Below are 12,336 nucleotides of genomic sequence, written 5' to 3'. Positions count from 1 at the left end.
CAATCCTTACCTTCTCCATTTAAAGCGCTTCAGCGCCCGCAATAATTTCGATCAATTCTGTCGTAATCTGTGCTTGACGTTGACGATTATAAGCCACCGTCAATTTACTAATCATTTCACCCGCATTGCGCGATGCATTATCCATAGCCGTCATCTTGGCGCCCATCTCACCAGCAACATTTTCCAGCAAAGCCCGAAAGATTTGCACCGAAAGATTACGTGGTACAAGGGCCTCTAAAAGAGACGCAGCATCAGGTTCATATTCATAAATAATCGATTGTGAACCTGTGTTATGATCGGTTTGCTCCACAACATCTATTGCCCCAACAGCTGCTTTTGGAGCAACCATTGGAATCAAATCCAAAGCTGTTGGACACTGATTAATTACGGAAACAAATTCAGAATAAAACAGCGTACAGACATCGAAAGCGCCTTCATTGAATAAATCAACAATCCGTTGACTAATCATCACTGCCTCTGCAAAACCAATTCGCTTTACAGCATGCAAATCGATATGGTCAATTATCAAGCCTTTGTAATCACGCGATAAAATATCCGCGCCCTTTTTACCCACAGTGATAATTTTTACTATTTTATCAGCCGCCAACAATGCCTTAATCTGTTCACGTGCACGACGAGCAATTTGCACATTAAAAGCACCACACAAACCGCGCTCAGCAGTACACACCACCAAAAGATGCACATCATCGCGCCCCGTACCACGCATAAGAGCAGGCGCATCAACACCATCTACATCAGCAGCAACACTGGTCAAAATATCAGCCATTTTCTTCGCATAAGGGCGTGCAGACTGCGCTGCCTCTTGAGCACGATGCAACCTTGCCGCTGCAACCATTTGCATAGCTTTGGTAATCTTTTGTGTTGCTTTAACCGAAGCGATACGGTCTCTAAGATCTTTTAGTGAAGCCATTCAAGCATTCCATCAATTCATCACGAGAAATTTTTCGCATAAGTATCAAGAACAGTTATCAACTTATCTTTCAGCTCATCTGTTATTTGCTTTTGCTCAGCAATTGCCTTTAAGAGATCTTGATAATCACTACGCAAAAGCACCAAAAGTCCCTGCTCAAACCGCGCAACATCAGAAACCGCCAAAGCATCAAGATAGCCATTCACACCCGCGAAAATAACCACCACCTGTTCTTCTGTTTTGAGTGGAGAAAATTGTGGCTGCTTCAACAACTCTGTCAAGCGCGCACCCCGATTTAACAAACGCTGGGTTGACGCATCCAAATCAGAGCCAAACTGCGCAAAAGCTGCCATTTCACGATATTGCGCCAATTCACCTTTAATCGAGCCAGCAACTTGCTTCATCGCCTTAATTTGTGCGGCAGAACCAACACGCGATACAGAAAGACCAACATTTACAGCAGGACGAATTCCTTGATAAAACAAATTAGTCTCTAGAAAAATTTGTCCATCAGTAATCGAAATCACATTTGTAGGAATATAGGCAGAAACATCATTTGCTTGCGTTTCAATAACTGGCAAAGCTGTCAACGACCCAGATCCATTTTCCGCATTCAACTTTGCAGCCCGCTCTAAAAGACGCGAATGCAGATAGAAAACATCTCCCGGATAAGCTTCACGACCTGGAGGACGACGCAATAAAAGAGACATTTGACGATACGCTACCGCCTGTTTTGACAAGTCATCATAACCGATCAAAGCATGTTGCCCATTATCACGGAAATACTCACCCATAGCACATCCAGCAAGAGGTGCAATAAATTGCAGTGGTGCTGGATCAGAAGCGGTCGCTGCAACAATAATAGAATATTCCAGCGCTCCACGTTCTTCTAAAACTTTAACGAATTGTGCCACCGTCGAACGTTTTTGACCGATAGCCACATAAATACAATAAACTTTATCTTGCTCTCGTCCAGCCCCTTTTTCATGAAAAGGTTTTTGGTTTAAAAATGTATCGAGCAAAATTGCTGTTTTTCCTGTTTGGCGATCACCAATCACCAATTCACGCTGCCCCCGTCCAATAGGGATGAGTGCGTCAATCGCTTTCAATCCGGTCGACATCGGTTCATGGACAGACTGACGCGGAATAATTCCAGGAGCCTTAACATCGACACGACGACGCTCTGTTGCTTTAATGGGCCCCTTACCATCTATAGGGTTTCCCAACGCATCAACCACACGCCCAAGCAAAGCGGGGCCCACAGGAACATCGACGATAGCGCCTAACCGCTTTACACAATCACCTTCACGAATATCACGATCTGAGCCAAAAATGACCACACCAACATTATCAACTTCCAAATTGAGTGCCATACCGCGCACACCGTTTGGAAAGGCGACCATTTCCCCTGCTTGGACATTATCCAAACCATAAACGCGAGCAATACCATCTCCCACAGAGAGAACCCAACCAATTTCTGAAACCTCAGCCTTTTGGTCAAAGTTTTTGATTTGCTCTTTTAGAATTTTTGAAATTTCAGATGGTCTAATATCCATCAGCTGACCTCTTTTTTCAATGCAAGCTTAAGCGAAGACAATTTTGTGAGAAGAGACGTATCAATTTGAGACGACCCCACACGAACGATTAATCCACCAAGAATTGTTGGATCCACAATGATGTGCAGCAAGACTTTTCCTCCAACAACACCTTCCAAAGCCTCACACAACTCTTGTCTTTGTTGAGAACTTAAGGGGCGCGCAGAAACAATTTGCGCAGTAACCTGCCTACGAGCGCGTGCAACACAACGCTGGAAAGCATGTAAAATACCAAATACGGCACTAAGCCTACGGTTTATTACAATAACGCGTAAAAAATTACCAATGACCTGCCCTGCGTTTTTATCAGCAAATTTGATGTTTGCACAAACAGATTGCATCACCTTAATTTGCTCTTTAACTGAAAAGAATGGACTGAGCACAAAGAATTTTAAATCCTTATTCTCCAAAACAAGCAAAAGATCCTCTACTGCCTTTTCAACCTTTTCGACGTTTCCGGCTTCTTGAACGCAATCAAAAAGCGCTTGCGCATAGCGTTGATCTACCAACGGCAGCGGTATGAGAGAAAATGAATCCGACACGAAATACCGCCTCTTTCCCTTGAGCGACTCTCTGATAGTTATCAGATGAAATGAAACAGACATTCTCAATCTTAAGAATCTTCTTCTTAAAACCTAGAACAAAAATCACTTGGTTTCTAGCATAGACATAGCCGACTCGCAACACCACAAATCGCTGCTTTTTAAAAATTTTAATAAAATATTCAAAATATTTTTGAAAAGCATTTTTTTAGATATACAGGATGGCATCACAGTTTTTTTATGCCTCTTTTTGACATTCTCTGAGCGATTTTTTCACTCTCTTTGATTTTTCTTCAAACGCTCTTGTCACCAAACGCTCTTGTCACCATAACAAAACATTCCCTTTATCACCACAAAACCTTTAACGAAAGACGACGGCGACTGAAAAAGTCTATTATTTCAAACTGATAAGAAAGAAAAAACAATGAATATCCTCCTAAAAATTAAAGAAAAAATTGATCTTTTTTCTTCAAACACCCACTCCTTTTAAAAAATTTTACCAAGTAATATTTTCTTGTAAGCACACTCTTTTAATATACAACACATTGATTTATAATGATAATATATCATTTTTCATACCGGATGAGCTTCAAATATCGAAAGATTCTCTCTTTTCAAATTTTTTTATCAAAATCACTCCCTTGCTTCATCACAAACAAAAAAGGAAATGATTAAAGAAAACAACACCTCTTATAAACGCTCTCAAGTACTAAGAGTTTTCGTAATACTCAAAGCTAAATAATAAATGGCGCCATTTTATACCTTAATGAAATAAAGATGGGGAGCCTTAACGTGGTTTTTTCATTCATGAAAGCTTTGATATTCTACACTCGAAAAACATCATAAAATGAATTCGAGTATGCTGAGAAACATTTGCTTAAACAAGCATATGAATGTAGTAATACAATAGATGTTCTGTAATATTCCGCTTTGGGCGTTCTGCTTTACATGAAAAATGTGCCCCCATTAGAGAACGAAAGTAATAAAAGCATGAAACAATGGATAATCTCCATTTCACGACAACGCCTATGAATGCTATAATGGTAACCCCATTGAGCAGCCCCATCTTTACACTTATGAAAGAACAAGCCGGCACCATCACACACTTTGCCATCTCCCAATTTTACGACAGCCCTTAATTCTTGAGATGATTAGGTATTTTGGTCCTCTCTTGTATAGTTTTACGCGACACAGGCTCCCCCATCTGTAACATGCAAACGAATGGTTTTGATTGATCAATATAAATAGATTTTAAATAAGAGAATCCTACGATAGTTGAGACTATAATATGAATAACGGCATATTATCACTATAAATCAATATTTATTATTTATAAAAATTATTATTATGGATGCTTTTGAAAATTCTAGAGCCGAATGAATAAGGATGACAACGATGAATGCTCATTTTGACCTTCACGCTCCAAAATGAGTCCGTGTTCTCGTCAAAGATAAATAAAATAGATATATGCAATATTCTCGCCCTAATCTAGCATACAAACGCAGGTACGACTCGTACAGCGCTGATACATCTTATGAACGCTGCTTCATAAGGCTTTAAGGTCAAATAATATCAAAAACACGTCCCTCATTAAGCCCACATAGCGTCACTTTATATGGCACTATATTGCACTGATTTAGAAAAAGCATAGATCAATATCAATTTGAACGCGAACGGAACTGGGCATTTTGGGTGTACAGCTAAGCATTTTAAGCCCTTATAAAAAGAATCCGCCTATCAAAAGAATACTGTCCCTCATACAAAAAAGGAGTAAAAGCCGAAATGATAGTGCCCTCGAAGAAGAGAGGCGCTTCTGCTGGTTCTATAACAAAGATATTTTTTCCCGTAGCTCTACTTAATGCAATGTACATGTATCATATTTTGCTGCCTGGATGCTTATTCTGAATAATATAAGAGTTCAAGTAAAGCACCTTAAGCAAAGAGACCTTCACTTTATGCGATACTGGTTTTAGAAAAAACTTTGCGGATCAATATCAATTTGAACCCGAACGGAACTGGGCATTTTGGGTGTACCGCTAAGCATTGCACGTATAAACCCTTGTATATCAAAAGAACGCTGTCCTTGCAGCAAAAGCCGAAAACGATAACGCCCCCGAACCAAAGCCAAAGGCGCTTCTGCTGGTCCCATAACCGAGATATTTTTTTCCCGTGGCGCTGCCTGACGCAATGCGCGCGCATAATGTTCTGCTGCTTGGCGCTGTTGTGCAGAGATAATCAAAGAGGCAAGCCGCCCATAGGGGGGCAAATGATAATGCTGACGCGCTGCAATCTCACGTGTGTAAAAATCTTCTGGCTGGCATGCAAGTAAGGCTTTGATAACCGGATGATCTGGTTGATAAGTTTGCAATAATCCTAAACTTTTCAATCCCACACGCCCTGCTCTTCCGGTAACTTGAGAAAGCAGCTGATAGGTACGTTCACTTGCGCGTAAATCGCCATTGGCAAGACCAAGATCAGCATCAATAACACCAACCAGAGAGAGCTTGGGAAAATGATGTCCTTTAGCGACTAACTGTGTTCCAATAATAATGTCCACATCGCCATTTGCAATGGCTTGTAATTCGCTTCGCAACTTCCCAATCCCTCCTTTGAGATCTGTTGAAAGGATCAATGATCGCGCTTGAGGAAAAAGCATTTGTGTTTCTTCGGCAATTCTTTCCACACCCGGTCCACAAGCCACGAGATGATCTAATGTCCCACATTCAGGACAGGCTTGAGGAAGTGGTTCATGATATCCACAATGATGACATTTCAGTTGCCCTTGCGCACGATGTTCGACCAACCAACTTGAACAATCGGTACAATGAAAACGATGTCCGCAAATTCGGCATAAAGTTAAAGGTGCATAACCACGACGATTAAGAAAAAGAAGAGCTTGTTCGCCCTTATCAAGCGTTTGTTTTAAAGCCCTTTCAAGAGCAAAGGAAATAAAGCGCCCCTTTTGCACCCCTCCTTGGCGCATATCAACCACCCGCAACTGTGGAAGTGCAGCTTCTTTAAAACGGGAAGGTAAATGCACCTTTTGATAACGCCCTTTTAAAACATTGGCTTGGCTTTCAATCGACGGTGTGGCTGAAGATAAAATAACAGGAAAATGCTCAAAAGAGCCCCGTGCAACAGCCATATCACGCGCATGATAAAAAATGCGCTCTTCTTGTTTATAAGCGCTATCGTGCTCTTCATCGACAACAATCAAGCCAAGCTCATGAAAGGGAAGAAAAAGCGCCGAACGAGCCCCCGCAACGACACGCACCCGCCCTTCTGCAACTTGTCGCCAGACGCGTTCTCTACGACGTGGCGTCAAATCAGAATGCCATTCTGCTGCCGCAGCGCCAAAACGTGCATAAAAACGATCTAAAAACTGCTGTGTTAAAGCAATTTCCGGCAATAAAATTAAAACCTGCTTGCCCTCTTTAAAGGCTTGAGAAACCGCTTCAAAATAAACCTCTGTCTTTCCTGAACCCGTAACACCATCAAGCAAAAAAACTTGAAACTGAGAAGATAAAACACCTTCCCGCAATAATGTTGCTGCTTCACTTTGCGCTCCCTGCAACTGAGGGAGACAAAAATCAGGATCAGGCATTGCCACAAGATCAGGAGCAGGAACCTTAACATCTTCAAAAATTCCTAGCGCTTTTAAACCTTCAACAACAGAAACCGAAGTTCCAGCCGCATGTGCCAGACCAGAACGTGTCCATATCTTCTCATTACGCACCAATTCCAAAACCCGTGACCGCGCTGGTGTGAGACGTTCTACATTTCCACCACAATATCGCAAACCCAGCATCTGCGCTTCCGGCTCTAAAGCAGCCGGTACCGACAAAACCAATCGTGCGACAAGACCAAAAGGTGCCATTGTATAGCGACTAACAAAACGCAAAAATGTGATCATTTCTGCTTTTAATGGGGGGCAATCAAAAACATGAAGCAGAAAGCGTAATTTTTCACGCGCCACCGAAGCAGACTTGTGCCCATCGGCTGTCTGCTCTCCAACATCTACAACAAAACCGCAAAGCTCACGCCCCATCAACGGAACCCGAACAAAGGAACCAACGTTCACCTCCATAGAAGATGGAACTTTATAACTATAAGCGTGAGCAACAGGAAGAGGAACCAATACGGATACAATCTTTTCCTCTATCATGCTTGAATTCATCTTGTAAACCAATCTACGACCTATTGAGCATCAACAAGTCTACACCTTATCTTTAAACACTCTTATAAAATTCATTGCAGGATTCAATCCCCCCCGATCACAACACTTTTCTAACAAAAATTCTTTTTAACACGCATTCCCTCACCAAAGTGCCAATATAAAGAACCAATCTCATCGTCTATAACAAAAAACTCTATAGCAAAAAAAACAGCACTATTCTTCTGTGTAAATAAAACGCATCACTATTAAGCATTCAACATGCTATCGGTTAAGTGCATCCTTCAACAAGGCGATCCCATAGTATGACCTCTTCCCAACGCACACGTTTATTTTTTTACCGCCTCATATCTCAATTTATCTTCAACAAACTGATTTATAAAGACATAATCATTATTTTACCTATTGTAATAAAAACCCTCCATACGATGATTTTTTTCATTTCAAACCCATCGAGGAACATTTGTAAATCCTTATTGATGAAAAAGTATCCCATGATTTTAATTATAAGGAGAATAATATTGCAAATGGAGCCGTTACAATATTCACCTTGGCTTTGTGCCAAAAAGTGAAAACACGTGTATACATTTTTCAGCTTGATTGAAAATCAAGCAACAATACAAGCAGCACAAAAGCGTATTTTTGAAGAATGGGGAAAACAGAATAAATCAATGTAATTGACCATAAAAAAACCCTTCATGCGTAAAATTTTACAGGCGTTCTTCAACAGTGTTTTACGACAAAATAAATCCATCCGCTTTCATCAAAAACAAAGTTAAACATACCCCCTAAAAAAGGAAGGTATCTTATGATGCACTCTCAAATATCAAGAGCAATCGCAAATAGGAAATGAGCAAAGTGTTTGATAATGCTAGCTTATTTCCATAAATATAAAAACACCGCTACGCAAAGATGCCAATACGCAAAAATGTTGGTACGCAATGAATTCTATGCCTTATCACGAGCAACACTATGAAATGGGTGTGGAAACGATAAATCATATTTCTTTACCGAAAACGGATACATGATTAACACCATAGCATTCTTGTTCTTTACACAGATATTAATTCTTTCTCTTGCTTTTGCAGTCAACAATAGCGCATAACAAAAAATAGGATAAAGCTAAAAAAAAGAGGTTAGAGATGAAATTTTTTGTGGATAGCGCCAATATTGAAGAAATTCAAGAGTTACAGAATTTAAGCCTTGTTGATGGTGTTACCACCAATCCCTCTCTTATCCTAAAATCAGGACGCAATATTCTTGATGTTACAAAAGAAATTTGTGCTCTCGTTAGCGGACCTGTTTCTGCTGAAGTTGCAGCAACGGAATTTGAAAGCATCATGAAAGAAGCAGCTGTTTTAGCAAAGGTTGCCGACAATATTTGTATCAAGCTTCCTTTAACACTCGATGGATTAAAAGCCTGTAAAGCTCTCACAGCAGCAGGACTAAAAACAAATCTCACACTTTGTTTTTCTGCCAATCAAGCCTTATTAGCCGCCAAAGCAGGCGCAACATTCGTTTCACCTTTTATTGGTAGACTTGATGATTGTGGAAATGATGGAAGTGAACTGCTTCATGAAATTCGCACAATTTATGATAACTATAACTTTGAAACACAAATCTTGGCCGCTTCAATCCGCACCGTTAATCATGTCAAAGAAGCAGCACTAAGCGGTGCTGACGTTGCAACAGTTCCACCAGCAATCTTAAAAGCACTAGTCAAACATCCTCTCACCGACAAAGGGTTGCAAATATTCCTCGACGACTGGAAAAAAACAGGACAAAATATTGCTTAATGTCTAGAAATTTTATTGGAAAGATCTTTTGAAAGTAACAAAAAGATCTGTTCAGCCAACTCTTCCGCAACACGTTTTTTTGCATCTTCTTCTGCTTGCAGCGTTGCATATTCTTGACGAAGTTGCTCAAAAGATGCATTCATCATTGCTGTTCCTTTTGCAACAAGAGTATTTTTCATATCCTGCAAAGTATAAGAAGCTCTGCTCATAACAGTTCCAACAGAAGGTCGTCCCTTTCTCTTTTTCTCGAAATCAACCTCTATCTGCATAGATTCTCTTGTAAAGACGGATATCTGTAATGCCAATTTATAAGCAGGTAGAGAAGGTTTAGCACCATTTCCATACAAAAGAAAAAGCAGATGATTGCGCACCATTTGGCCAAAACGATCCGAAGGTTCTTCTACAACAATAGAAGCAAGCTTTTGCGCTAACCCCAAAGAAGCTTGTCCAGAAGGGTGTCCAGAAGCAGGATTCCCATAAGAAGCAGAATCCATTGTCATTGCACTCTGCAACTCTTGACGGTAAAGCGGTTCAACTTTGCATCCACACAACAGTGTGAATACACCAGCTAAAATGACAAGAATAGAACTTCTAAAAAACGACATTCACAATCCTTTGTGGAACAACAATGATTTTTTTCACAGGCTTTTCAACCAGTTGCGCCTTTACAAAATCTAACGCCAAAACCGCTTCTTTAATCATCACCTCATCAGCAGTTGCTGCAACGCTCACCTCACCGCGTTTTTTACCATTAATTTGTACTGGCAAAGTATAGCATTCCGCAACGGTTAACGCGCTGTCATAAACAGGCCAAGCAAGCGCAGACATTAAAGTTTTTCCTCCTAAAGCAGCATGACATTCTTCTGCTAAATGGGGCATCATGGGTGCAATCATGGCAAGAAAAAAATCCATAGCTTGACGTAAAGAAGCTTTCATTTCATCGTCAACACTTTCTATCCTATTTAACAACGGTGCCATAATATTCAAGAATTCATAAAGGCGTGCAATAGCCCGATTAAAAGCGAATTTTTCCAAATCATCTTCTACAGCGCAAAGCGTGCGATGTGCGACCTTTGAGAGTTCCAAAGCCGCCCCCTGATGCCCTGCACAAGGCGCCACATCCTTTAAAATAGAAGCACTCACAGCCACATGGCGCCAAACACGCTGTACAAAGCGATGTGCACCTTCAACACCAGATTCTGTCCAAATGACATCCCGCTCGGGAGGAGAATCTGACAACACAAACCAACGCACAGTATCAGCGCCATAAGATGCAATAATATCATCAGGATCAACGACATTCTTTTTTGATTTTGACATTTTCTCAATCAAACCAATCGTCACTTCACTTTGATCGGTTAATTTATAAGCACACCGCTTTCCATCTTTTTCAACAATCGAAATTTCTGCTGGAGAAACCCACCCTTGATCATCCCGATAGGTTTCATGCACCACCATCCCTTGGGTAAAAAGCCCCTTAAAAGGCTCATCTACCGTCACATGACCGACCAATTTCATAGCACGCATAAAAAAGCGCGCATAAAGAAGATGCAAAATGGCATGCTCAATTCCACCAATATATTGTTGCACAGGCAACCATTCAGCTGTTGCTTGTTTGTCAACAGGTCCCTGCGCAAAAGGAGCCGTAAAGCGTGCATAATACCAAGAAGAGTCAACAAATGTGTCCATGGTATCGGTTTCGCGTTTGGCAGGTTGACCACAGGAAGGACAAGTAACATTCTGCCACCTTTCATGTCGTGCAAGAGGATTTCCTGGTTGATCAAAAGTAACATCATCAGGCAACACAACCGGTAAATTGGCACGTGGAACAGGAACAACCCCACAAGTTGTACAATGGATCATCGGAATGGGACACCCCCAATAACGTTGACGTGAAATCCCCCAATCACGCAAACGAAATTGCACTGTTTTCTTCCCTTGCGGTTGCCCATTGAGCATTTGTTTTTCAAGCTTTTTAGCAGCTTCTTCAAAAGCTTGTTGGGGTGTTAAACCATCCAAAAAACTGGAATTGATCATCACCCCATCACCCGTATAAGGTGTTTCAGTAATAACAAAATCTTCTGCTTGCTCTCCTTTTGGAAAAACCACGGGTTTTATTGGAAGATCATATTTACGCGCAAAATCGAAATCTCTCTGATCATGAGCTGGACAACCAAAAACAACCCCTGTTCCATAGTCCATAAGCACAAAATTCGCGATATAAACGGGAATATGTACTGTTGAATCGAAAGGATGAACAGCCAAAAGGGGCGTGAGAAACCCTTGTTTTTCAGCTGTTTCAAGTGCTGCTGTTGTCGTTCCACCACACCGACAATTTTCAATAAAAGCACTCAACGCTTTGTCTTTTTTTGCCAAAGCTTGTGCAATAGGATGATCAACAGACAGAGCCAAAAAGGAAGCGCCAAACAGTGTATCAGGACGCGTTGAATAACAAACAACCTCATCAAATTTCTCACAAACATCATCAGCATCACCCGCCGACTTTAAGGCCCAACGAATCAGCAAACCTTGTGATTTTCCAATCCAGTTTTTTTGCATGGTGCGAACTTTTTCCGGCCATTGGTTCAGCTCTTCAAGCCCTGCCAAGAGATCTTCACTAAAGTCGCTAATTTTGAAAAACCACTGCGTCAACTCACGTTGTTCCACCAACGCACCAGAACGCCATCCCCGCCCATCAACAACCTGTTCATTGGCCAAAACAGTATGATCAACAGGGTCCCAATTCACCTTAGCCACTTTACGTGCTACCAACCCCTTTTGATAGAAATCAAGGAACAACATTTGTTGGCGGTGGTAATATTCCACATCACAAGTTGCAAATTCACGCGCCCAATCGAGTGAGAGTCCTAATTGTTTTAATTGCCCGCGCATGACCGCAATATTTTGATAGGTCCAAGTTTTAGGATGCACTTTACTTTGCAGAGCAGCATTTTCAGCTGGCATACCAAAAGCATCCCACCCCATGGGATGAAGCACATTAAAACCCTTTGCCCTTTTATAGCGTGCCACCACATCCCCCATGGCATAATTGCGCACATGCCCCATGTGAATACGGCCAGAAGGATAAGGAAACATTTCTAAAACATAATATTTTTCACGAGCATCTTCTTGAAGAGTCTGAAAAATTTTCTTTTCATCCCAAATTTCTTGCCATTTTTTTTCTCTCGCACGTGGATTATAGCGTTCGCCTATATTATAATGTCCAATTGTCATTCCCATTATACTCTTTTAATAAAACAGAACCAAAAACTTGTTTTATTATGCTTGACCATGGATT

7 protein-coding genes are annotated in these 12,336 nt (G+C 41.1%); 1 reads left to right on the top strand and 6 read right to left on the bottom strand.

Translation table 11 applies throughout. The features are described 5' to 3' along the window. Positions 1–19 precede the first annotated feature (19 nt). The 4 genes from ACFIK7_RS01750 to ACFIK7_RS01735 all read right to left on the bottom strand — a co-directional run bounded on the left by ACFIK7_RS01750 (position 20) and on the right by ACFIK7_RS01735 (position 7,233). Positions 20–931, bottom strand: a complete 912-nt coding sequence (locus ACFIK7_RS01750; protein WP_375662815.1) for a F0F1 ATP synthase subunit gamma — start codon at positions 929–931, stop codon at positions 20–22. A gap of 20 nt (positions 932–951) precedes the next feature. After that, on the bottom strand, positions 952–2,487 hold the full coding sequence (gene atpA / locus ACFIK7_RS01745) for a F0F1 ATP synthase subunit alpha (RefSeq protein WP_273790513.1): 1,536 nt from the start codon (positions 2,485–2,487) through the stop codon (positions 952–954). Continuing rightward, on the bottom strand, positions 2,487–3,068 hold the full coding sequence (atpH, locus tag ACFIK7_RS01740; protein ID WP_273790514.1) for an ATP synthase F1 subunit delta: 582 nt from the start codon (positions 3,066–3,068) through the stop codon (positions 2,487–2,489). The genes atpA and atpH overlap by 1 nt, the downstream gene beginning before the upstream one ends. A 1,969-nt stretch (positions 3,069–5,037) precedes the next feature. After that, a complete protein-coding gene (locus ACFIK7_RS01735; protein WP_375662814.1) occupies positions 5,038–7,233 on the bottom strand; it encodes a primosomal protein N' in 2,196 nt (731 codons plus the stop codon). Between the two features lie 1,151 nt (positions 7,234–8,384). Here ACFIK7_RS01735 and fsa point away from each other — a divergent pair. After that, the gene (gene fsa, locus ACFIK7_RS01730) at positions 8,385–9,038 is read left to right on the top strand and encodes a fructose-6-phosphate aldolase (RefSeq protein WP_273790517.1); all 654 of its coding nucleotides are present in this window, start codon (positions 8,385–8,387) and stop codon (positions 9,036–9,038) included. Here fsa and lptE read toward each other — a convergent pair. After that, positions 9,035–9,643: an LPS assembly lipoprotein LptE gene (lptE, locus tag ACFIK7_RS01725; protein ID WP_375659908.1), complete on the bottom strand. Its 609-nt coding sequence runs from the start codon at positions 9,641–9,643 to the stop codon at positions 9,035–9,037. The two genes, fsa and lptE, sit on opposite strands and share 4 nt — an antisense overlap. Continuing rightward, on the bottom strand, positions 9,630–12,272 hold the full coding sequence (gene leuS / locus ACFIK7_RS01720) for a leucine--tRNA ligase (RefSeq protein ID WP_375662856.1): 2,643 nt from the start codon (positions 12,270–12,272) through the stop codon (positions 9,630–9,632). The genes lptE and leuS overlap by 14 nt, the downstream gene beginning before the upstream one ends. Positions 12,273–12,336 lie beyond the last annotated feature (64 nt).

The sequence above is a fragment of the Bartonella sp. CL266QHHD genome (assembly GCF_042195355.1).
Lineage (GTDB): Bacteria > Pseudomonadota > Alphaproteobacteria > Rhizobiales > Rhizobiaceae > Bartonella.
This window is presented reverse-complemented; position numbering and strand designations above follow the sequence as displayed.

What these genes read in the sequence shown, in the direction of transcription:
- ACFIK7_RS01750 (WP_375662815.1), bottom strand. Translation starts at nt 931, where the DNA reads ATGGCTTCACTAAAAGATCTTAGAGACCGTATCGCTTCGGTTAAAGCA.
- atpA (WP_273790513.1), bottom strand. Translation starts at nt 2,487, where the DNA reads ATGGATATTAGACCATCTGAAATTTCAAAAATTCTAAAAGAGCAAATC.
- fsa (WP_273790517.1), top strand. Translation starts at nt 8,385, where the DNA reads ATGAAATTTTTTGTGGATAGCGCCAATATTGAAGAAATTCAAGAGTTA.
- leuS (WP_375662856.1), bottom strand. Translation starts at nt 12,272, where the DNA reads ATGACAATTGGACATTATAATATAGGCGAACGCTATAATCCACGTGCG.
- ACFIK7_RS01735 (WP_375662814.1), bottom strand. Translation starts at nt 7,233, where the DNA reads ATGATAGAGGAAAAGATTGTATCCGTATTGGTTCCTCTTCCTGTTGCT.
- lptE (WP_375659908.1), bottom strand. Translation starts at nt 9,643, where the DNA reads ATGTCGTTTTTTAGAAGTTCTATTCTTGTCATTTTAGCTGGTGTATTC.